At 33.2% G+C, this 22,851-nt stretch carries 25 protein-coding genes; 10 read left to right on the top strand and 15 right to left on the bottom strand.

From position 1 onward, the window contains the following. Nucleotides 1-306 precede the first annotated feature (306 nt). The 6 genes from OA93_RS15210 to OA93_RS15185 all read left to right on the top strand — a co-directional run bounded on the left by OA93_RS15210 (nt 307) and on the right by OA93_RS15185 (nt 6,998). A complete protein-coding gene (locus OA93_RS15210) occupies nt 307-1,167 on the top strand; it encodes a S1-like domain-containing RNA-binding protein (RefSeq protein ID WP_039114237.1) in 861 nt (286 codons plus the stop codon). Between the two features lie 723 nt (nt 1,168-1,890). Further along, on the top strand, nt 1,891-2,724 hold the full coding sequence (locus OA93_RS15205; protein ID WP_035681238.1) for a 1,4-dihydroxy-2-naphthoyl-CoA synthase: 834 nt from the start codon (nt 1,891-1,893) through the stop codon (nt 2,722-2,724). Nucleotides 2,725-2,827: 103 nt separating this feature from the next. Continuing rightward, the gene (gene menA / locus OA93_RS15200; protein WP_039114236.1) at nt 2,828-3,790 is read left to right on the top strand and encodes a 1,4-dihydroxy-2-naphthoate octaprenyltransferase; all 963 of its coding nucleotides are present in this window, start codon (nt 2,828-2,830) and stop codon (nt 3,788-3,790) included. Nucleotides 3,791-3,817: 27 nt separating this feature from the next. After that, nucleotides 3,818-4,495 carry a metal-dependent hydrolase gene (locus OA93_RS15195; RefSeq protein WP_039114235.1) on the top strand — a complete coding sequence of 226 codons (678 nt, stop codon included), beginning with the start codon at nt 3,818-3,820 and terminating at the stop codon, nt 4,493-4,495. A 155-nt stretch (nt 4,496-4,650) separates the two neighbouring features. Beyond that, nucleotides 4,651-5,853 carry a tetratricopeptide repeat protein gene (locus OA93_RS15190; protein ID WP_039114234.1) on the top strand — a complete coding sequence of 401 codons (1,203 nt, stop codon included), beginning with the start codon at nt 4,651-4,653 and terminating at the stop codon, nt 5,851-5,853. Nucleotides 5,854-5,954: 101 nt separating this feature from the next. Next, a complete protein-coding gene (locus tag OA93_RS15185) occupies nt 5,955-6,998 on the top strand; it encodes an o-succinylbenzoate synthase (protein ID WP_039114233.1) in 1,044 nt (347 codons plus the stop codon). A 440-nt stretch (nt 6,999-7,438) separates the two neighbouring features. On the opposite strand, the gene OA93_RS15180 is transcribed toward OA93_RS15185, so the two are convergent. Next, nucleotides 7,439-7,996, bottom strand: a complete 558-nt coding sequence (locus tag OA93_RS15180) for a hypothetical protein (protein ID WP_039114232.1) — start codon at nt 7,994-7,996, stop codon at nt 7,439-7,441. Between the two features lie 21 nt (nt 7,997-8,017). Next, nucleotides 8,018-8,938, bottom strand: coding sequence for an OmpA family protein (locus tag OA93_RS15175; RefSeq protein ID WP_039114231.1), 921 nt, complete (start codon nt 8,936-8,938; stop codon nt 8,018-8,020). Nucleotides 8,939-9,162: 224 nt separating this feature from the next. On the opposite strand from OA93_RS15175, the gene OA93_RS15170 reads away from it, so the two are divergent. Next, entirely contained in the window at nt 9,163-9,639 is a 477-nt protein-coding gene (locus OA93_RS15170; protein ID WP_205625785.1) for a CYTH domain-containing protein, read from the top strand. Nucleotides 9,640-9,644: 5 nt separating this feature from the next. Beyond that, on the top strand, nt 9,645-10,616 hold the full coding sequence (locus OA93_RS15165; RefSeq protein WP_039114308.1) for a YpdA family putative bacillithiol disulfide reductase: 972 nt from the start codon (nt 9,645-9,647) through the stop codon (nt 10,614-10,616). Nucleotides 10,617-10,817: 201 nt separating this feature from the next. Here the strand turns inward: OA93_RS15165 and OA93_RS15160 are convergent, their stop codons facing one another. Both OA93_RS15160 and msrA read right to left on the bottom strand, forming a co-directional pair. Next, nucleotides 10,818-12,389 carry a protein adenylyltransferase SelO gene (locus OA93_RS15160; protein ID WP_039114230.1) on the bottom strand — a complete coding sequence of 524 codons (1,572 nt, stop codon included), beginning with the start codon at nt 12,387-12,389 and terminating at the stop codon, nt 10,818-10,820. Nucleotides 12,390-12,424: 35 nt separating this feature from the next. Then, nucleotides 12,425-12,955, bottom strand: coding sequence for a peptide-methionine (S)-S-oxide reductase MsrA (msrA, locus tag OA93_RS15155; RefSeq protein ID WP_039114229.1), 531 nt, complete (start codon nt 12,953-12,955; stop codon nt 12,425-12,427). 221 nt (nt 12,956-13,176) lie between these two features. Between msrA and OA93_RS15150 the strand changes: the two genes are divergently transcribed. Further along, complete coding sequence (locus tag OA93_RS15150) at nt 13,177-14,664, top strand: aminotransferase class V-fold PLP-dependent enzyme (protein ID WP_039114228.1); 1,488 nt, start codon at nt 13,177-13,179, stop codon at nt 14,662-14,664. Between the two features lie 225 nt (nt 14,665-14,889). Here OA93_RS15150 and OA93_RS15145 read toward each other — a convergent pair whose 3' ends face one another. From OA93_RS15145 to OA93_RS15120, 6 genes are all read right to left on the bottom strand, one after another. Then, nucleotides 14,890-15,339 (bottom strand): DinB family protein, encoded by a 450-nt coding sequence (locus OA93_RS15145; RefSeq protein WP_039114227.1) that lies wholly within the window; start codon nt 15,337-15,339, stop codon nt 14,890-14,892. Further along, nucleotides 15,339-15,809, bottom strand: coding sequence for a nuclear transport factor 2 family protein (locus OA93_RS15140; protein ID WP_039114226.1), 471 nt, complete (start codon nt 15,807-15,809; stop codon nt 15,339-15,341). Before OA93_RS15140 ends, OA93_RS15145 begins: the two co-directional genes overlap by 1 nt. Nucleotides 15,810-15,869: 60 nt before the next feature. After that, the gene (locus tag OA93_RS15135; protein WP_240474736.1) at nt 15,870-16,478 is read right to left on the bottom strand and encodes a hypothetical protein; all 609 of its coding nucleotides are present in this window, start codon (nt 16,476-16,478) and stop codon (nt 15,870-15,872) included. Between the two features lie 11 nt (nt 16,479-16,489). Further along, complete coding sequence (locus OA93_RS15130; RefSeq protein WP_039114224.1) at nt 16,490-16,966, bottom strand: hypothetical protein; 477 nt, start codon at nt 16,964-16,966, stop codon at nt 16,490-16,492. Between the two features lie 6 nt (nt 16,967-16,972). Further along, the gene (locus OA93_RS15125; protein WP_039114223.1) at nt 16,973-17,650 is read right to left on the bottom strand and encodes a peptidoglycan DD-metalloendopeptidase family protein; all 678 of its coding nucleotides are present in this window, start codon (nt 17,648-17,650) and stop codon (nt 16,973-16,975) included. A 229-nt stretch (nt 17,651-17,879) separates the two neighbouring features. Further along, nucleotides 17,880-18,545, bottom strand: a complete 666-nt coding sequence (locus tag OA93_RS15120) for a fused MFS/spermidine synthase (RefSeq protein WP_039114222.1) — start codon at nt 18,543-18,545, stop codon at nt 17,880-17,882. Between the two features lie 62 nt (nt 18,546-18,607). Between OA93_RS15120 and OA93_RS15115 the strand changes: the two genes are divergently transcribed. Continuing rightward, nucleotides 18,608-19,159, top strand: coding sequence for a 1-acyl-sn-glycerol-3-phosphate acyltransferase (locus tag OA93_RS15115; RefSeq protein WP_039114221.1), 552 nt, complete (start codon nt 18,608-18,610; stop codon nt 19,157-19,159). A 96-nt stretch (nt 19,160-19,255) separates the two neighbouring features. Here OA93_RS15115 and OA93_RS15110 read toward each other — a convergent pair whose 3' ends face one another. The 5 genes from OA93_RS15110 to OA93_RS15090 form a co-directional block, all read right to left on the bottom strand. Beyond that, complete coding sequence (locus tag OA93_RS15110) at nt 19,256-19,858, bottom strand: PAS domain-containing protein (protein WP_039114220.1); 603 nt, start codon at nt 19,856-19,858, stop codon at nt 19,256-19,258. Between the two features lie 72 nt (nt 19,859-19,930). Further along, entirely contained in the window at nt 19,931-20,275 is a 345-nt protein-coding gene (locus tag OA93_RS15105; protein ID WP_039114219.1) for a hypothetical protein, read from the bottom strand. Between the two features lie 73 nt (nt 20,276-20,348). Beyond that, a complete protein-coding gene (locus OA93_RS15100; protein WP_039114307.1) occupies nt 20,349-21,206 on the bottom strand; it encodes a hypothetical protein in 858 nt (285 codons plus the stop codon). A 28-nt stretch (nt 21,207-21,234) separates the two neighbouring features. After that, nucleotides 21,235-21,834 (bottom strand): thioredoxin fold domain-containing protein, encoded by a 600-nt coding sequence (locus tag OA93_RS15095; RefSeq protein ID WP_039114218.1) that lies wholly within the window; start codon nt 21,832-21,834, stop codon nt 21,235-21,237. A gap of 420 nt (nt 21,835-22,254) precedes the next feature. Next, the gene (locus tag OA93_RS15090) at nt 22,255-22,731 is read right to left on the bottom strand and encodes a helix-turn-helix transcriptional regulator (RefSeq protein WP_039114217.1); all 477 of its coding nucleotides are present in this window, start codon (nt 22,729-22,731) and stop codon (nt 22,255-22,257) included. Nucleotides 22,732-22,851 lie beyond the last annotated feature (120 nt).

Here is a 22,851-nt window from a genome sequence, read left to right as displayed (position 1 = left end):
CATTTTGTTAAGAAGGTTTCAATTCAATAAGAAAAACGGAGGCAACTTTGTGTCTATGTTTTATTTTGGATCTCTTTTTATTACTAAAAGAGGAATTATACTTATAAAATAGCGGATGGAAATAGATTTTCGATCAAAATTTGTTACTCTATTTCAATTCGTAATTTTAAAATGTTAAAATTTTAAAAAGAGGTTGTTAAAAGACGACCTCTTTTAATAGAATAATTTTTATGCTTCTCATTTTCAAACTTCGTACCTTTGCGACTTAGAAACTTGCTTAAATAGCAATACAGAACTTTAAAGAAGATGATTGAAATAGGAAAATACAACACCCTAACTATATTACGTGATACCAAAGTAGGATTGTTTTTGGGTAACCCCGAGAAAGATCCAGAAGGAATCCACGACATACTATTACCAAACAAATATGTTCCAAACGAATTTGAAATAGGCGAAGAACTTATCGTTTTTGTTTATTTAGATCACGAAGAGCGTCCAGTTGCAACAACCCTAGAACCATATATTTTGCTGAACGAGTTTGCTCTTTTACGAGTAAATTACATTAACCAGATTGGTGCTTTTATGGATTGGGGAATGGAAAAAGACATTCTTGTTCCGTTTAAAGAACAAGCGCGCCCTATGGAAAAAGGAAAGCGTTATTTGGTTTATTTATACATGGACGAAAAAACCAATCGATTGGTAGCTTCAAGTAAAACGAACCAATTCTTAAGTAATGATAACCTAACGGTAGAAAAAGGCGAAGAAGTAGATTTAATCGTTTCGCATATTACCGAGATAGGAATCAATGTAATCATTAATGAGAAACATAAAGGGTTGTTGTACAAAGATGAGGTTTATGATGATGCCATTCGTACAGGAGACCGTATGAGAGGCTACATCAAGACTGTACGTCCTGATAATAAAATAGATGTTTCGTTGCAAGTGCAAGGATACCAAAGTATCGAACCAAATGCCGAGAAAATAATGGACGAATTAAGAGCAAGTCGTGGTTTTTTAAGACTTACAGACAACTCACATCCAGAAGACATTAAAACGGTGCTTAAAATGAGTAAGAAAACATTCAAGAAAGCGATTGGAGCTCTATACAGAGAGAAACTAATCGAGATAAAAGAAGACGGTATTTACTTGGTAAAAGAGCAATACTAAGCTACTACAACAAAAAAGGCTAATCATTACGATTAGCCTTTTTCTTTTTATTCTAGTTTTATAAAAAAATTGTAATTAAAAAAAAACAAAAATAAAAATAAATCTACTTTCATCACGAAAAGTGAATAGAACCACACAATATGTAATACTGTACTTAATCTTGTTGCGTGTGACTTACTACTTCTTCAGATGGGTTTGTCTTGAATGGGATAACAATTTCTTACATGCTGAAATTGATTTCACGGCAGAACCTTTGGTTTATTTTTAATATTTTTAAAGATGATTAAACAATAATAAATACCCATTTGTAGAGTAGTTTAATATATCTTTCTTGTTAACCGTAGGTGTTACTATCTCTTTTTTGCAATTTCGACAAATGCTAATCTCATTTGCTCTTTGTCTAAAGGTTTTAAATTTAAAACCATAGAAAAATGAGCGACAAATTTTTTAAATTTTCTCAAAAAATCATTTTTTAGGTTAATAAATCAGTGAAAGAAGATCAATCTTAAATGTGTACGAAAAATAATGTATCACATTGATTAATAGAAGGTAAAGATAAAAATAAAAAATAGAATACACTATAAAATGATTGCCGTTTTTAATTGAAAAACAATATTTAACATTTGATCAAATTTTTTTTAGAATAGACTTCATGATGATTGTGTAGTCTAAAGTGTAAAAAATGATTTATTTTTACACTATAATTAATTAAAAATACATCTAATGGATTGGATTACTGCCAGAGAATTTGAAGATATAACCTATAAAAAATGTAATGGAGTTGCAAGAATAGCATTTAACAGACCTAATGTACGCAACGCTTTCCGCCCAAAAACAACATCCGAATTATACCAGGCATTTTACGATGCACAAGAAGATACCTCGATAGGAGTAGTTTTATTATCTGCCGAAGGACCTTCGACCAAAGACGGAGTATATTCTTTTTGTAGTGGTGGAGACCAAAACGCAAGAGGACATCAAGGATATGTTGGAGAAGATGGTCAACATCGTTTAAATATTCTAGAAGTACAACGATTAATTCGTTTTATGCCAAAAGTTGTCATAGCCGTAGTTCCAGGTTGGGCAGTAGGTGGCGGACATAGTTTACACGTAGTTTGCGATATGACATTAGCGAGTAAAGAACACGCTATTTTTAAGCAAACAGATGCCGATGTAACTAGTTTTGATGGCGGATATGGATCAGCTTATCTGGCCAAAATGGTAGGACAGAAAAAAGCACGTGAAATTTTCTTCTTAGGACGCAATTATTCAGCTCAGGAAGCAATGGATATGGGAATGGTAAACGCCGTTATTCCTCATGATGAACTAGAAGATACTGCTTACGAATGGGCGCAAGAGATATTACAAAAATCGCCTACATCTATAAAAATGCTAAAATTTGCCATGAACCTTACAGATGACGGTATGGTAGGGCAACAGGTTTTTGCTGGAGAAGCAACCCGTTTAGCGTATATGACCGAAGAAGCCAAAGAAGGAAGAAATGCCTTTTTGGAAAAAAGAAAGCCTAATTTTGGCGAAAATAAATGGTTGCCATAAACTAGTTTGCAGTATCGGTTTTCAGTTTCAGTTTTAACTGAAATTCTGTGACTGAGACTGAAAACTTTTTTATAACAAACTTTAAATTAAATAAAACATAAGAATGAAACATTGGATTGAAGCCGCTAGATTAAGAACATTACCCTTATCAGTTTCTGGGATTATCGTCGGTAGTATGTATGCTTTGGCAAATCCCACAGAAAACGTTTATACGCCTACAGAAGTTTTTAATTGGAAAATTTTTGGTTTTGCACTTTTAACAACGCTAGGATTGCAGGTATTATCCAATTTTGCCAACGATTATGGCGATGGAGTAAAAGGAACCGATAACGAAGACAGAATAGGGCCAAAACGTGCTATACAAAGCGGAGTAATAACTCCACAAGCCATGAAAAAGGCTATAATCATTACTTCATTGTTAACTTTATTATCGGCAGTTACATTGATTTATTTTGCCTTTGGCGAGACAAATTTTGTGTATTCAATCTTTTTCTTACTATTAGGGATTGCGGCAATTGTTTCGGCAATACGTTATACAGTAGGAAACTCAGCTTATGGATATAAAGGCTTTGGAGATATTTTTGTATTCGTATTCTTTGGTTTAGTAAGTACATTAGGCGTTAACTTTTTATACTCAAAAGAAATAGATCCGCTTTTAATCCTGCCAGCAGTAGCCATAGGATTATTAAGCGTAGGAGTTTTAAACCTAAACAACATGCGTGACGAAGCCTCAGATAGAAAATCGGGCAAAAACACAATTGTAGTAAAAATGGGCGGACAAGCTGCTAAAAAATACCATTACTTCTTAATCATAACAGCAATGATTTCGGTAGTTGCATTTGCTATTTTAAGCGATTATAACTTTGATCAATACTTGTTTTTATTGGCTTACATACCATTAACCAAACATTTAATTGTTGTTTATAAAAACCAAGAACCTAAATTACTAGACCCAGAATTAAAAAGAGTAGCACTTAGCACATTTTTGCTTTCAGTATTATTGACTTTGTGCATGATATCATTAATTTCAGACATTATTGTAAACCTCTTCTTAGGAGGAAGATAATTTATTAAACTTTAAAATTGTATCAATATGAAAATTACATTTTACGGTCATGCATCATTAGGAATCGAAGTAGGAGGAAAGCACATTCTGGTAGATCCTTTTATCTCAGGTAATCCATTGGCATCACATATCGATATTAACACATTAAAAGCCGATTATATCTTGCTAACGCATGCGCATGGAGATCATATTCTGGATGCCGAAGCAATTGCAAAACGTACCGAAGCAGTAATCGTGTCTAATGCCGAAATTGCGAGTTATTTTGCCCAAAGAGAGCTAAAAGCACACCCAATGAATCATGGAGGGAACTGGCAATTTGATTTCGGAAAAGTAAAATATGTAAACGCCATACATTCAAGCTCGTTTCCCGATGGTAGTAACGGAGGGAATCCAGGAGGATTTGTAATCGAAGGCGAACACAAAAATATCTATATAGCAGGAGATACAGCCCTTACGATGGATATGAAGTTAATCCCATTGCGTACCAAGCTAGACTTAGCTATTTTACCAATCGGAGACAACTTTACAATGGATGTTGAAGATGCCATTATAGCATCAGACTTTATCGAATGTGATAAAATTTTAGGATATCATTATGATACCTTCGGATATATCAAAATCAATCATGACGAAGCAAAACGTAAGTTTTTTGATAAAGGAAAAGACTTAATGCTTATAGAAATTGGAGAATCTATTGAATTGTAAATAGCGTTATTCTAAAAGAAATTGAAGAATTAGGAGCTATCCCGATAGCTATCGGGACCCGCCATACGCTTTATCTTTTCCTGTCCGCCGCGGCGGACAGGAAAAGGATATCGCTGCTGTCAGGGCTAAAAAAAAACACACATCCAGTCAAGAAAATGAAATCTAAAAAACTGATTTTAGTACTTTTATTAAGTTCGTTTTATTCAGCTTTTGCACAAAAAGAAGGATATTGGGACAAAGAACGATCCACTACAAAAGAAATAATCGTTTCAGCCCGCGACAGAATCGTCATTCCAACCGAAGATTTACCATTAGGAACCACCGAAGTGATATATAGAATCACTCTGCTGGACGAAAACCAACAATTGGCAAGTAGCTTAGTCTCGGTATTAAAATCGATTCCAGACCCATCAGGAATCAGTCAGGGATCAGCCGGTGCAGTATTCCTAATGTCAAAAATATCAGGAGATGATAAGTGTAAATATGCCTTGTTTACCGATCAGGCAATTGCCAAAAGTTATGTACAAACAGGAAAAACCGATAAAGCCTGTTATGCACAAGAAGAACCAGTAAGCAAAGACGCAAAACGATTATCATTAGATAAAACCAGCTGTTTACAACCAAATGTAAATATAATTTGGTTTGGATTCGAAAGCAAGAATTGGCTTTTAAAACAAAAAATAGTGCTAGAAGTAGTGCCGTGGGTTGATGTAAAGCTAAGTCGTGGTTGGAATCAGGAGAATAAAAAAGAAATTATCAGCCAATGCAGGACCTCAAATCTGGCACAGAAAATGGCAAGTTCTGATGAATTTTGCGTTTGTATCCTCGAAAAAATCCAAAAGCAATACCGTTACATAGAGTTTGATAAGCTATTGGCAATGGAAAAAATCAAAGCTTATAAAGATTATGGGAACACCTGTTATAACGATACCAGTATCTCTAAAAACATTTATAACGATTTAAGAAATCAGGCTTCTAAATTAATTAAAAGTCAGAAATATGGTGAAGCGATAACATTGTTAAACACTGTAATTGCTGACAAAAAGGCTACAGCGCTAGATTATAGTGCTATTGGATATTGTTATATAATAACCAAACAATACGAGAAAGCGATTAAGTTTCTAAAAGAAGGAGAAAAACTAGATGAAACAGAGTTGCAATTAAAACTCAACCTAGCTCACGCTTATTTGGTAAGCGACGATTATAAAGAAGCGAAAGCCATTTATAAAAAATACCAAACACAAAACGTTACTGATAGTTTAAGCTGGATTCAAAAAGTAAAACTTGATTTTGCAGCTTTTAAGAAAGCAAATTTACCTTCAGCAAACTTTGATAGAGTTTTAGACCTTTTTAATTAATAATTAATCCTATAGTGATGTAAGCAAATATAAGTTCTCTTTTCTAAACGCTTTATTATATGGACTTATATCACTTATATGTTTAAAAAAAGAAAATCATCTTGAAAGCCACTTACCACAAATATATTCTCAATTTTAAGCGCCCATCGGGAACTTCCAGAGGTGTAATGAACGAAAAAGAAACTTGGTTCATTGTTATTGAAGAAAATAATAAAAAGGGAATAGGCGAGTGCGGAATCCTCAGAGGACTAAGCGCAGACGATCGAGACGACTACGAAGAGAAATTGCAATGGAGTTGCGATAATATACATCTTGGCGAAAAAGCCCTTTGGGAAGCCTTATTAGAGTTCCCTTCAATACAATTTGGTATAGAAATGGCTTTCCGTTCATTGCACAGTAAAATGCCCTTTTTACTCTTTCCTTCACCTTTTACTACGGGAGAGAAATCTATTGCAATAAATGGGTTAGTCTGGATGGGAGAACCAGAGTTTATGAAACAGCAAATAGAAGAGAAGCTAGCCACAGGTTTTCGTTGTATAAAACTTAAAATTGGTGCTATCGATTTTGATAAAGAGTTGGAATTACTGGGTTTTATCCGCAGCCACTTTAGCCCAGAAGAAATAGAAATACGAGTAGATGCCAATGGAGCTTTTAGTTTAGAGACAGCTTTAAATAAGCTAATTCAGCTTAATGCATATAAGTTGCATAGTATCGAACAGCCAATAAAACCAGGCAATACACAGGTTATGGCTAGTTTATGTGAGACAACACCTTTTGCTATAGCACTAGATGAAGAATTGATTGGAGTTTTTTCTCTGCAGGAAAAAGAAAAATTACTGCAAAATATAAAACCACAGTATATTATTTTAAAACCAAGCTTTATAGGCGGTTTTCGAGGGACTCAGGAATGGATTGCATTGGCAGAGAAGTATAATATCGGTTGGTGGATAACATCGGCTCTGGAAAGCAATATAGGTCTTAATGCAATCGCACAATGGACTTTTTTGCAAAACAATACCATGCCACAAGGTTTAGGAACAGGAGCATTATACACGAACAATTTCGATTGTCCGTTAGAAGTTACACAAGGACAATTATGGTATAACCCAAATTTAAACTGGGAAATAGATATTGATACTCTATAAATAAAAACGGCTACAATTATCTTTGTAAAAACTTAAAAGCAAGGAGCTTTAGTTTTGCACAAAATCACCATAATCATTGTCATTTCTGACACAGGAGGGTCTGCACGAGTAGCTATCCTGTTTTTGATTATAGCCCACGGTTTCAACCGTGCGGTACTGTGATAATGAATTGCGCTCCAACGGTTGAAACCGTTGGCAATGTTTATAAAATGTTATTTGAGTTTACAATCCGTATCTAGCCATTAGATTGATTTACATTGTTTGAGTTTCCTCATATCAAAAGACAATATTGTGTCCGTTTCTATAAAAATAAAATAAAATCCTGAAAGCTAGTTTTTGCAGTTTTTATTCAAAATTTCAATAAGATTTTATAATCTGTTTAAAATTATAAATAAAAAAAACTGGCATAAAGCCAGTTTTTAAATTTTAGAGAATAAAAATTATTCTTTTCCGCCATCTAAGACATCTTGCCATTCTTTTAATTCTTTCCATTTTCCTTCATAAGCCAACTTAGCTTGTCTTGCCCAGGTTCCAGGATTATGAATCGCATAGTTTTCACCAGCATTATCTAGAATAGTTTGAGATTTTTCTGTTGGTGTTTCCGATAAAGCCAACCAGGTTTTGATTCCAGCCTGATGATACAGCTCTTCGATTTTAGGGCCAATTCCTTCGATTATCTTCAAATCATCTTTCTTTATTTTTTTGCCAAATACAGTTGCTGCCAATGCAGCATCAAAAGCAATTTCTGGAATTGTAGTTTTACCCACAAATGATTGTGCAGATGCCGAAGCATTATTTAATTTAGCTGCTAAATCTGCTTCAAGCGAAGATATTTTGGCATTTAAGTTCTTAGTATTAGCTCTGCAAGCGTCTAAATCAGCTTGTAAAGAAAGCAAATCAGAATCGTTTCCTTTCGAAGCCATTTTTCCTATCAAGTAACCTAAAATTCCACAGATTAACCCAACTAAAGCTGGTATTAAGATACAAGGTATATTCATAATGTTATTTTTTTGGATTAATTATTTTATTGTAACTACAGTTCTACGATTATTTGCTTTACCATCGGCGGTTGTATTATCTCCTACAGGTTCATCTGGACCTTTTGATTGAGTTTCGATTTTACTACCATCAATGCCGTTTTTAGACAAATAGTTTTTAGTAAAGTCAGCACGTTTTTGGCTTAACACAACATTCGATTCACGGTTTCCAACATTATCAGAATGCCCAACAACCAATAATGCGCCATCATTTACATGAAGAATGTAATACGAGATGTCTTTAATTTTCTGACGATCGGCAGCATTTAGATTATTATTGGATTTATTGGTATTAAAATGAAGAACCAAAGGATCAGCATTTATTTTGGTTTTTAAAGCAGCAAAATCTTCACCATCTGTTTTTGTTGCAACCGAATCCGTCGAAGTATTAATTTCGAAAGAAACTGGACCTAATAGTGTATCTCCATTTGTTTTCCAGCTATCGATTATTTCGCCATTAGTATTAAACTTACCAGCCGATAGCCCTTTTGATACAAAATAATTTTTAACATCATTTGCCCTTGCAATACCAAGATTAGGGTACGTTGTGGTGTTCTTTTCATCGGTAGTCGCATATCCAGTTATGGTAACCTTTTGCTCTGGATTGGCATCTAAGAAAGTTTTCAGTTTTTCAATACCAATATTAACAGAGTCTTTAACTGGCATAATCACCGAAGCACTATTCTTCAGGAACTTCAGATTGTCGCTACTGCGGTAGTCAATACCGGTACCATTAATTACAAAAGGAACAATCTCCGTGACCGTTTCTTTAATAACAACTACTTTTTCGATATCGTCTGCGGGTTCTTTCGTACAGCAATTGCAGCAAAATTTCAGATACAGGAATGTACCTAAGATAATTGTGACTACAATGCCTAAGAGATAAAGTGTTTTTTTAGACATAATTTTTATGAGTTAAAATTCTCTCAAATTTAACAAAAAAATAAATGCAAAACGTTACTAATCAGTTATTTTAATATTATTGTTAAAAAAAGCTGCTTTTTATGTTTAAGAATTTACTTACTTTTTAAAATTAACAATTAATTTGAATAATTGTAAGGAGAAAATCTTAATTCGCCAATTAATTAAAATGAGTAACTTGCTAACTGAATTTAGTTATGGATATGATGGTCGAAATAGAAAGAAAGTTTTTAGTTAAAACAACCGATTTTAAAGAGCAGGCTTTCGCCAAAAATCGAATTGCTCAGGGATATTTAAGCTCCCAACCAGAGCGAACAGTACGTATACGTATAAAAGGCACGAAAGGGTTTATTACTATAAAAGGGATAGGAAGTGATAGTGGAATGTCACGATTTGAGTGGGAAAATGAAATTCCGCTGGACGAAGCACAAGAATTATTGAAATTGTGCGAGAAAGGTAAAATTGAGAAAACGCGATTTGAAATAAAATCAGGAAACCATGTTTTTGAAGTAGATGAGTTTTATGGAGAAAATGAAGGATTGATAATTGCCGAAATCGAGCTTGAATCAGAAACAGACACGTTTGATAAGCCAGATTGGTTAGGAGAAGAAGTAACCAGTAATCCAAGATATTATAATTCTTATTTAAGCAAGCATCCGTTCTCAGAATGGAATAAAGAATAATGTTTATGACAATTGAAGAATATGATTTGATTATAGTAGGAGGAGGACCAATAGGTTTAGCCTGCGCGATCGAAGCACAAAAGAAAAATTTAAAGTATTTAATTATAGAAAAAGGAGCAATTGTAAACAGTATTTTTAATTATCCGCTGTATATGACGTTTTTTTCTACAGCTGAAAGATTAGAAATAGGAGATATACCTTTTAATTGCCTGGCTCCCAAACCAGGCCGACAAGAAGCATTGGAGTATTATCGCAATATTCATCGTTATTTTGACTTCTCCATTCATTTATTCGAAAATGTGACCCAAGTTATCAAGCAAGAAAATTCGCTTTTTAAAATAACCACAAATAAGGTATTGTATGAAGCCAAGAATGTAATTATTGCAACAGGCTTTTATGATATTCCGATTTATATGAATGTAAAAGGCGAGGAGTTGCCACAAGTGCGCCATTATTACAAAGAGGCGCATGAATATGCTTTTAGGAATGTTCTTGTTGTAGGGGCAAATAATTCATCTGTAGATGCAGCCTTAGAATGTTGGCGAAAAGGAGCTAATGTTACGATGGTAATTCGCAAAAGCGAAATTAACAATCGTGTAAAATATTGGGCTAAACCAGATATCGAGAATAGAATAGCCGAAGGAAGTATAAAAGCATACTTTGAATCGAATATTACCGAAATCAGAGAGAATGAAGTCGAAATTGATACTCCAAACGGAAAAGTAACTATCGAAAATGATTTTGTTTTGGCACTTACTGGTTATAAGCCAGATTTAACGTTTCTGGAAAAAATGGGAATTCAATTATCTGATGATGAAAGAAAAGTACCAACATACAATCCTGAGACAATGGAAACCAATGTTACAGGATTGTTTTTGGCAGGTGTTGTGTGTGGCGGAATGGAAACTCATAAATGGTTTATTGAGAATTCCCGTGTTCATGCCAATATGATTGTAGATTGTATTACTTCGAAATAGAAAAATATTGCCATGATCCGAGCGCAATGTTATTAAGTTAAGCTTTTTGGACTATAATTTTACTCGCAAAGCCGCAAAAGCGCAAAGTTTACACATTCTTTCTTTGCGCTTTTGCGACTTAGCGGGAGATTTAATTTGACAAAGCATTATAAATATTCCCTTTATTTAATGAAATTGCGCTCGGATCGTGGCGAAAAATAGCTAAGAACTACAAGAAAGCATAGAGCAGCCTACTTTGTCTCTTGCCCAATCTGGACGTTTGGCAAACCATTTTTCGTATTCTGGTTGTTCATCGTAAGGATTTTTAAGTAATAAATGTAATTCCTCTATTAGAGAATAATCACCTTCATCGGCAGCATCAATACTTAATTGTGCCATATAGTTACGCAAAACGTATTTAGGATTTACTTTGTTTTGGTTTGCAGCACGTTCTTCGTTAGGTGTTTTTTCGGTATTTAAACGCGTTAAATACACCGAGAACCATTCTAGCCAAGTATTTAAAATAGAGCCTTTAATTTCTTCTGGTTTATAAAAAGCATCCTGAATGCAAGCAAATGCCTCTTCTGCAGATTGTTCTTTTTTAATTTTATTTAAATTTCTAAAAAAGATAGTCATATCTGTTTCAGATAATTGCATGTTGGTTTCTAGATCTAAGATGATTTTATCATCAATTTCTTTTGATGTAGAAATTCCTAATTTGCTTAGGATCATTTCTTTATATTCTTCATCAAATGAATCAGAGAATGATTCTAATATACTCTCTAAACCTTCAGCTTCATTGATTAATGGGTATAAAGCATTTGCTAACTGAAATAAATTCCATTTAGCAACATTTGCCTGATTGCCAAAACGGTATCTTTTATGTTGATTATCGGTAGTATTTGGTGTCCAATTCGGATCATAATCTTCTAACCAACCATAAGGTCCAAAATCTATTGTTAAGCCGTGAATCGACATATTATCGGTATTCATAACCCCGTGTACAAAGCCTACACGTTGCCAATCCAGAATCATCTTACGGGTTTTATCGGCTACAGCCTTAAAAAACTGGATATAAGATTTCTTAGGATCTTCTTCGGTTATCTCAGGATAATAATACTTGATGGTATAATCGGTAAGAGATTTAAGATTTTTAAGCTCATTACGTGCTGTTAGCATCTCAAAACTTCCAAAACGAATAAATGACGGTGCTACACGACATACAATTGCCCCTTTTTCATAAGCAGGATTACCATCATATAGTTTATCGCGCAATACTTCGTCACCAGATAACATTAAAGCAAGGGAACGAGTGGTAGGAACTCCCAAATAAAACATGGCTTCGCTACATAAATGTTCTCGTATAGAGGAACGTAAAACTGCTAAACCATCGGCAGTTCTCGAATAAGGTGTTTTTCCTGCTCCTTTAAGCTGTAAAGTATAAAACTGGTCATTGTGTTCGACCTCGGTTAAATTAATCGCTCTACCGTCTCCTAATTGTCCCGCCCAATTTCCAAATTGATGCCCTGCATAGCACATCGCGTATGGATGCGTGGTTGGCAAAACTTCTTTACCCGAAAAAACATTCAGAAATGATTCCGATTGAATGTCTTTTGGCGAAAGCCCAATTAACTCAGCCACAGCTTCAGAAGCGTGAATTAGCTTAGGTTCAGCAGGAATTCGAGGGTTAACATAAGAGAAACAAGTATTTAAAACCTGCCTTATTTCGTTAGTACTTAGTGGATCTTCGGGTAGTTCGGCAGTAAACCGATTATGTATATTTAATTTTTTCATTTTATTTAATTTCAATAACAGTAATACGTGCTTGTTTATGCCAGTTTATCGGCATACATTTTTCTTAGTTTTTGCACTTTAGGGTCGATTACCATTCGGCAATAACCAGCTTCCTGATTATTGTTGTAATAATTTTGGTGATCTTCCTCAGCTTCATAAAACACTTCAAAAGGTTTTAATTCGGTTACGATTGGATCAGCATAAAGAGGTTTTACCGCTTCAAAAACTTGCTCTGCAATTGCTTTTTGTTCCTCATTATGGTATAAAATAATAGAGCGGTATTGTGTCCCTCTGTCAGCTCCTTGTTGGTTTAATGTCGTTGGGTCATGACTCGTCATAAAAATGGTAATTAAGTCATGGTATGAAATGATTTCGGGGTCGAAAGTTACCTGAATAACTTCGGCATGTCCAGTTCTACCAGTACAAACCTCGCGATAAGCAGGGTTTTTAATATGACCATCGGCATAGCCCGATTTTATTGATATTATTCCCTTTAGGCGTTGAATAACTGCTTCGATACACCAGAAACAGCCCCCTCCAAAAGTAGCTATAGATAAGTTTTTCATAATATATAATTTAAATAATTATTGTTCTTTGTTGATAATGAGTAACATATTTAAAATAGATACTCAAATTTAATTCTAATTTGTTGGTTTTGCTAAAAAGAAACCTGTTTAAGAGGTGTTTATTTAAAAATAACAGAAATTGTAGTACAGTTTTCACTTAAGTATTAACAAATTCACAATTATATAAAAAATATATACCTTTGTCATCAAATCAGTTTATAATGAATATCAAAAACAATACCACGGCTTTAGAAGCTTATTTCCAAGATTTTCGTAAAAATATCATTGGAATCGACCAGGAATTTACCTCTCCTTATGGTAAAAAACAGATAATTTATACCGATTGGACTGCCAGCGGACGATTATATAGACCGATTGAAGAGAAAATTATAAACCAATTTGGACCTTTTGTCGCAAATACGCATACTGAGACCACTGTGTCAGGTACTGCCATGACAAAAGCGTACCATCATGCCAGAAATATCATTAAGCGTCATGTTAATGCCAATCAGGATGATATTTTAATTACTGATGGAACAGGAATGACTGGTGTTGTTAATAAATTTCAACGTATTTTGGGTTTGAAAATCCCTGAAAACCTAAAGGATTTTACAACTATACCAGCTGATAAAAAACCAGTTGTTTTTATATCTCACATGGAGCATCACTCAAACCAAACGAGTTGGTTAGAAACGATTGCTGATGTTGAAATTATTCCTGCTTGCGAAAAAGGACTTTTTAGCCTTGAAAGTTTAGAAATTTTATTAGATAAATATAAAGACAGAGCTTATAAAATAGCTTCGATCACTTCTTGTTCTAACGTAACAGGGATAAAAACACCCTATTATGAAGCTGCTAAGTTAATGCACCAACATAATGGAGTTTGTTTTGTAGATTTTGCGTGTTCTGGACCGTATGTAAAAATAAATATGCACCCAGAAGATCCAGAAGCGTATTTGGATGCGATTTTCTTTTCTCCACACAAATTTTTAGGAGGACCTGGAACATCGGGAGTTTTAGTTTTTAATAAAAAATTATATAAAAACATGATTCCGGATTGTCCTGGAGGAGGAACTGTAAGCTGGACAAATCCTTGGGGTGAGCATAAATATATCGATAATATCGAAGACCGTGAAGACGGCGGAACTCCTGGCTTTTTGCAAGTTATAAAAACTGCTTTGGCAATTGAGCTAAAAGAACAAATGGGAGTAGACAAAATGCTACAACGTGAGCATGAAATCGTAGATTATGTGTTTAATGAACTAAATGATATCCCGAATATTAAAATTCTTGCAGGACAACATCAGGAACGTTTAGGAGTAGTTTCGTTTTTTATCGAAGATTTACATTTTAACTTAGGTGTAAAAATATTAAATGACAGATTCGGAATCCAAACCAGAGGAGGTTGCAGTTGTGCAGGTACTTACGGACACTTTTTGTTACATGTTGACCAAGAAACTTCTAGTAAACTGATTGACCAAATCACTATTGGAGATTTAATCCGTAAACCAGGATGGATAAGAATGTCGATACATCCTACAACTACCAATGAAGAGATTGCTTTTGTTTGCGAAAGCATCAAAGAATTAGCCAAAAACCATAAAACATGGGCTTTGGATTACGAATACAATAAAGAAACCAATGAGTTTATTCATGAAAATGTAACTTCATTCGAAGATGAATTAGTCGCAGGTTGGTTTGCATCATAAAACAAAAAATAGCTTCAATTGAAGCTATTTTTTTTTGATATTTTTTAACCATTAAGATATTAAGGAAAATTAAGAATGCTATTAGAAAGGCAAGTTGTGATTATTGAATCTCGTAAAGCAGCCAAGTCGCAGTTTTTAAAGAATATTTTGAGAAATTTAAAATAACAGTAAAAGCTTAATTTTTCTTAATCTCTTAATGGTTTAAATTATTGTCAGTCAACTATTTTACGCGTCTAATAATCGGCGGTGATAGTTTATTTGTCCTAAATGATAGGCGAGGTGAGTGGTGAGATGCGTTAGGATAAAATCGGTAGAATTTTTACCTTCAAAAACAAATACAGGAAAATCATGTTCCAAATCTTCTTCGGATAAATTACTTAAAGCGGTATCAACAACACTAATTGTCTCTTCAATTTTAGCAATTAATTCTGCTTTTGGGATGTTTTTTAGAGAAAACTCTAATTCTCGATGTCTTATATAACCAGAATTACCCAATGCAGCGCCTATATAAGTGTTTAAATTCCCAATTAAGTGCAAACATAGATTACCGCCCGAATTTAGAATTTGTTCGCTTACGAGCCAGATTTTAGCTTCGTTTTGATAAGATTCTATTTCGAGTTTTAATTTATTAAGATCTCGGCTAAAAAGAATTCTTAAGGTCTCGAGATGTGCCATTATTTCTTAGTTTGATAATTATGAAGTGATAATAAAGCCTGTTCTTGTATTTTTTTCTGAAAAAAACCTGTCCAGCCCAATAAGTATCCTGTAATACCAAATGCTTGTTTTGACCATTTCCAGACATCAAATGTATCGGTATGTTTGATGATTAAGCCATCCTGAAACTGAAATTCGGCAGAAATACTATTGATTACCTTTCTGTTTGTTTTGCTAAAGTTGTAAGTAGCAACCCAATGTGCTGAACCTACAAAATCATCGGCTTTTACATCCGAGAATTCTATTTTTATGTTTCCTTTGCTTTTTTTAAGTAGCATTTCCCACATTTTAGAAACCTGATTCTCTTTTAGTAAACCAAAAGCAGGATCACGAAATTGTACTTTAGGATGGTAACATTCGCTCATTTTGGCTGCATCGGCATTGGCAAATGCAGTATAAAATTTCGTAATTGTGGCTTCGTTTGCAGTCATTTTTAATCTAATTAGAATATAAATGTACAGAATTATTGACTATTTACTCCAAAAATAAGCTTATAAACCTTGAATTTCTATTGCAGTATCAAAGCTTTTTTTAGTTTTGTCAAATTTGGTCGAAAAATAAGACTTCTTATTTACGGCAGTAAAATTACCAATTTGGCTACTAAACTTATTTGCAGTCCCTGTTATATTGAATCTAATAGATTGTATATCAGTTTTCTTTAGTTTATTCATTTCAATAGCCGAAAGATTGTAATAATTTGCCGTTTTATTTTCGGCAGCTTCAGTATTTTTTTTATCAATACATACAATAATCGTATTGTCTACTAAGTAAATATAGGCAACGCCTGTAATTTGTAATTTAGGATCTGTTGTGGCAACACTAAGTTTTAAGAGACCTCCCGTTTCTGTTTTTGCAATTTGCACATTGGCTTCGCCAGATAAAGCATAATTTTCGCAGATAAAATCCCAAGATTGGGTAGCTGGATATGTTTTTCCTTTAAAATTAAGCGACTCCTGAGCATTAACCAAAATGGATAAGAAAAAAAAGGGTAAAATCAGTAGTGTTTTATAATTCATATGTAGATAGTATTTGTTTTTTAAAGGAATATGGAATTCGCATATCTTCATTGGTATTTGCGACCAATTTTCGGTAATGCTCATTTCATAAGGTTTTATTTTTCAATTAAATTCGACTCGAATGTTTCGTCCCAGTCCAACGATTTTATGGCAGAAATCAGATTGTCTTCGTTTACATACACGCGAAGTTCTTTATTGGCTACTTTTTTTTCATATAAAGCTCTGTATCTGTAGATGGTTTCGTGTTTGGTTTTGTAAACACCATCTAATTTAAGATCTTTAAATGCTCCGTACCATTGTCGGAATTTCTGGCATGTTTTTGTCAATCGCTCTTCTGTTGTATTTGCCATAACCGATGGCGTAACTTCAGTTTCGTTAAAAGGCTTAAATTTTGAGGTATTACAAGTCAATAAAACTCGTTTTCCTAAATCGTAGGCCTTTTTTTGTTGGCTATTATCTACTTCTGTAGGTAAAACTTTTGATATTTTTAAATCCTCTGTTTTGTTTCCTCCTGTTTTAGATTTGCAACCAATCAACAGAAGCAAACTTAGAATAAATAGTACTTTTTTCATCGTTCTTTATGTTATTTTTAATACTAAATTGGGATTTGGGCAGTTATTAGCATAATAATCTACGTCGATTTTACTGCAAACACCTGGATAATCGCCAAAATTGTCTCCAATATTTTTTATAATCTGAAAGTGCAAGTGAGGCGCATAATCCCCATTTACATTTGATTCTCCTAAAGTGCCCAAAATTTGTTCTTGAATAAAAACATCTCCAACTTTAAGATTCTCTATACTTTCTAACGATAAATGCCCGTATAAAGTATAGAAAATATGATTTTCGATATCATGTTTCAGGATAATTGTAGGGCCATAATCACCCAAACCAATATTGTTTTTAAAACTATGCACTGTTCCGTTAAACGCTGCCAATACTGGAGTTGAGGCTTTTATCCATAAATCGACACCAATATGAATATTACGTTCTGGTGCATCAGAATTATTGAAATTTTCACTTCGTTTGTATAGATTACGCTCCTCTAAATACCCGCCAAAAGCGACTTTTGCATTGGAGTGAGCTAATAAATTATCGATATAATTCTCAAAATCGACAGCAGTTTGTGGCTTGTTGTTTGCTAAATCCTGATTTGTGATTGATAAATCCAAAGGCATATACTGAGCATAACCGATTGTTGCATCGATTACTTTTGCTGGAGCTAATTTTTTTAAAGTAGTTTCTAATGAGGGCATATATTTTATTTTTTTAATATTCTATCTAATGCTTTGTGGAAGGAACGCGGATTAAGCGGATTTACAAAAGTAAAGACGCGGATTAAAAACGGATTTTCAAAAACAATCCCAATCCCTTACTAATCTCAAAGCGTCGGTACGGAAAAAATCCGTTTTTAATCTGCGTTTTCGCCTTAGCGAATCCGCGTTCCTTTGTAGACAATAAATAACTCGTTAAATAAATTTACCGCTAAGCTAGTTTTTCAATAATTATCAATTCATTGTGTTCTTCGATTCGAGGAAGCATTTTTACAGTATGTTGGTTATTGTTTATCTCCGAAATATATTTTTGGTTTCGTACATTATGCTTCTCATCCAGAATCATGGTATTAAAAAGTACAAAACCATTATTTTTTAAAAGATCACAAACCCTATTACTGAAGAAACTTTCAAATAAAAAATTTGGCATCGTAGTATCCTCAAAAACATCAATTATTATCAGGTCATATTTTTTATTTGTTTTTAGTACAAATTCAAAAGCATCATCAATAATAACTTCGAGTTGTTTTATTTTATTTAGATTAAAATATTTATTGGCAACCTGAATCATTTCGGGGTCAATTTCGACTCCGGTGATTTTGCCTTTGTATTTTATTTCATCGACCAATGTTTTGATTACACTTCCTCCGGCAACACCAAGGAGTAAAATATGTTTCATTGGAGTTATCTTTTCGAAACCAATATTTTTTAAACCATATCTTAGAATGCGTTGCAAACTTCCGTAAGAGTAATTGGTATTTTCGGAATCTAGAACTAATTCTCCGTTTGCCCAAGTAACTTCGATTGCTTTACTGCGGGCAGATTTTTTTTCAAATATTTTTATAGGAACCAGGTAACTGAATATTTTCTTAATCATTCGTATGCGTTTTTACCAAATTTAAGATTTAAATTATTTATTTTGCAGGTTAAAATAAAATAATGAAGAAACAATTATATAAATTCATCTTTCTGAAGTTGATGGGATGGAAAATTGTAGGGGTTGAAAATGCTGAGGTTAAAAAATGTGTATTAATGGTAATGCCACATACAAGTAACCATGATTTTTATTTAGGAATTTTTACCCGAGGTATTTCAGGATTAGAAATGAATTGGGTTGGAAAGAAGGAATTATTTAAATTTCCTTTTGGATATTATTTTAGAAGTGCAGGAGGAGAGCCGCTGGATCGTTCAGGAGGTTTGAACAAAGTCGATTCTATTGCAGCCATTTTTGATAGAAAAGAAACTTTTCGATTAGCAGTTGCTCCAGAAGGAACTCGCAAAAAAGTTTCGGAAATTAGAACAGGATTTTATTACATCGCTCTAAAAGCAAATGTACCTATTGTTCCTGTTGCTTTTGATTGGGGTAAAAAAGAGGTTAATCTCGGAAAACCTTTTTATCCGACAGGAAATTATGAAGCTGATATAGAAGTTTTAAAACAACATTATAAAGGCGTAGTGGGGAAAATTCCAGAAAATGGATTTCAATTATAAAAAAATGCTCAGTGGGCTTTCTTTTGGATATAAAAAAAACACAATTTTCTTTAGTGGTATCGGAAATTGTGTTTTTTATTTACACGAGGTGCTCGTTTATTTTTTTTTGACGTCTTTTTTCTCAAAAAAGCCTTTAAAAAAGCCTTTTTTCACTTTTTCTTTATCGTCTTTTCCGGTAGCTACAAGATGATCTACATATTCCATGTACGTTTTGTTGCGTTCCTCCAGAAAACCTATCAAATATTCTTCAGAGGCTTTAACTCCGCTAGCTTCCTCAATATGTATTAACTTTTTATACAAAGGCTCTATAAACTTTACTATAATGGCTTCAGGAACAGATTTTCTTGTTCCAAAGAATCCCGCAATTTCTCCATCTGAATCGGCAATTATTTTAAAATCGGTAATTACCCAATAGTATCTACCGGTTTTAGACATGTTTTTGATAATAGCATGTATGTTCTTGCTAGCTCTAATATTATCCCACAAGAATTTAAAAATTACTTTAGGCATATCGGGGTGTCGTATAACATTGTGAGGTTGCCCAATTAGTTCAAACTCATCATAACCCGACACGTCTATAAAGGCTTCATTTGCATATAAAATTGTTCCTTTTGTATCTGTTTTACTTAGCAGTACTTTAGTTTTGTTCCAATCAACTTCTCTATCAGATGGAGTCGGGCGAGTAGTTCTTGTTTCCATAAATTTTTATTTTAAGTTAATATATGAGTTGGTTTTTTTATAAAAGGTGTGATATTTTTTATAAAGTAGTGCTTAGTTAAATTCTTTTTCTAAAGTTGCTAATAGGTCATTTATTTTCTGGAAAACCGTACCTAATTCATCTTCTAGCCAATCAGGCAGCGTATCATCGTTTACTAATCTCAAATGTTGGATATCGGTTGCAATATGAATGATTTTCTTGTATTGAAAGTCCAGGTTTTTAACGGTTGCATTGGTGCTGTGTTTGCTTAATAATTTTTCAACTTCTTTGCCAAAACCAGTTTCAGATACTACCATATCTCTTGGATTTAGCGCGATGTTGTTTTTTAAAAAATCATCAAAAGATTTTTTCCAGGTAATCAGTGTTTTATTTGCTGATTGAAAATCATATTCTGCCATAAAATAGAGGTTAAGGTTACTAATTGATTTTGGGGGAAATAACAAATACGCCTAAAATTTGGAAATAAAAAGTTTAATTCGCCATATGGTTTGCCGATTTACCGTGGATATCATTGACCAGGCCATCTATTTTTTTGGTATTTTCTTTAATCATTTCAAAATAACCAAGGAGTTTTTCATTGTCGGTTTGCCCTTTAGAAACTTCGATTAAAGTGAGTACGGAGTGTACAGGTGATTTTAAATCTTGTGATGTTTTATAAATAAAACTATTAAATTCATTGTTTGCAGAGAGAGAACTATATTTTGCCGATGCCAATTTGATATTTTCCAATTCATATTCATCAGAAATTTTAGAAATATGATTTTCACTATGTTCTTTAAAATAATAAGACCAATAGCCATTCATAAAAAATACAACAGCAGCAAGGACAACGTGAATGATAAAAGTTTCTATATCAAAATTAACTTGCGAAAAATATATTTGAGGACCATTAGCATCATTGTAAACAAAATTTTGCAAGTAAGCCAAAGCTCCATGATGAAGTACAACTAAAAGCGTAAGCGGAATTTGTAATTTCCAGTTCTGATAAATAATCAAAATCGTACTGGCGATGAATACTGTAAAATGCATTTCGAACAAACCATGCATTTGGTAAATATACTGCGCCATAAATATAGCCAGAACTACAGAGAGAACGTATTGATAGAATTTAGATTTTTTGAGAAAAAATTTTGCAGAATAATAGGCGATGAGATTAAGTGCTCCAACACCGACTCCAATTTCCCAGGTATCATATTTAAATGCCAAAGCTATTCCGAAGAGGAAATAGAACGCAAGAACATAGTTGATAATGGTATCAGATTTTTGTGTCATCGTAGACATAAAATTGTGCAGGTAATCTCGTTCATTCAAACTTGCTTTTGTTTTCATAGTAATTAGAAATTGGTTAAGGTTAGATTTATTTAGTACATTTAGGTAATGAACATCCATAAGCTTTAAGAGCCAAAGCATCAAAAGAAGGTTTGTTGTTTTGGATTAATAAAGAATCAATTGCCATTTGTGCATAATTAGTATTTGCATCAGTGCAATATCTTGTCTTGTTATAATTTCCTCGATAATATAAATTTTGGGAAGCATCAATAAGAACCGCTTGAGGTGTAGAGAACACACCGCATTTTTCAGCAATATCATTATCAAAGAAAACGGGAACCTTAGAATCAAATTTGTCTTGAATTTCTTCTACTGTGAAATTTTTTACTTTGTTGAGAACTACGATATTGAAATTAATCTTATCTCCATATTTTTTTATTAATTCACTTACATGCGGCACGTTAAAACGGGAGCATGGACAATCGGGATTAAAAAAATGGATGAAAACAGGTTTATTTTTAGTAGTAAACTGTTTTCCTAGATTAATGTGAGATCCCATAGCAATATCGTGATGATTTTTTGGGACGGGTGTAGGTAAACTGTATTGGTATTCATTTTGCCAGAACAAAACTAAGATGGCACCGAAAAGAAATGAAAACCACACGGCAAGAAGGAATTTTTTCCTCATAAATTGGTTGTTTTTTTGGTTGAAAATATAGAATTAAACACTTGTTAATTATTTTCATTATAAAACATATTTAGCTAATATGAATAAAAATATCATATTTAAATACTATTTAAATAGATAATAATAAGATATTATTGTTAAAATATGTTTTTCTTAAGCCGTATCAATGTTACAAATAAAATCGATAAACAACAAATAAAATGGACAAATTGCGACAAAAAAAGCAATATGTAAGAATAGGATTAATTATAGGAAAATATCGTACAATTTTAGGTTAAACAAAAAAATCTTTGTTTTAGAAGTAGCTTTTGCAAACAAGTCTTGATTTTACAGTAATAGTTTGAGAGTAAGACAGAAGAGAGGTAGTGTAGAGGATGTTTTTTCCTGTCTTACAAAAATCGAAAAGGGCTCGCTTATTTTTTAAGGAGTGTAAATTTTAAAAGTTCCATTTTTATAAAAAAGCACAATTTTTTCTATTTCTTCGGAAGAAGAAGAATTAGGAATTACATTTTTTATTTCAGGAATATTTTTTTCAATTGGTTTTTTCTCCGTTGGATTTTCTATCTCTAAGAATAGATCTTCGGGGATAAAGCTTTTAGTTGGAAAAATAGGAGCGATGGGTTTTTCAATTTCTTGTGGAATTGAATTTGTAACAACTTCGATATTTTCACTTTTAGGAAAAGTACCTTTTCCGTTCAAGACCCAATACAAATCTACATCGGGAAAAATCTCAATAATTTTTAATATAAAATCTAAGCTAGGTTTGTTTCTGCCAGAAAGTAGGTGAGACATACTAGAGCGTTGCACCCCAATTTTGTCTGCAAATGATGAAGCATTTAAACCATAATAATCTAGTATGGTTTCCAATCTTTTTATAAAATCCTCGATGTTTACCATTGTAAATTGTTTTTTAAATTAAGATGGTTTACAAATGTAACTAAAATATACCGAAGCACCAATTATACAATTGTAAATTACCTAATTCTAGCTATTTTACTGATTATATGACTTCATGTA

It is taken from the genome of Flavobacterium sp. KMS, from assembly GCF_000813005.1.
Classification (GTDB): domain Bacteria; phylum Bacteroidota; class Bacteroidia; order Flavobacteriales; family Flavobacteriaceae; genus Flavobacterium.
The sequence above is the reverse complement of the archived record's forward strand: the minus strand, read 5'-3'. Positions and strand labels throughout refer to the sequence as shown.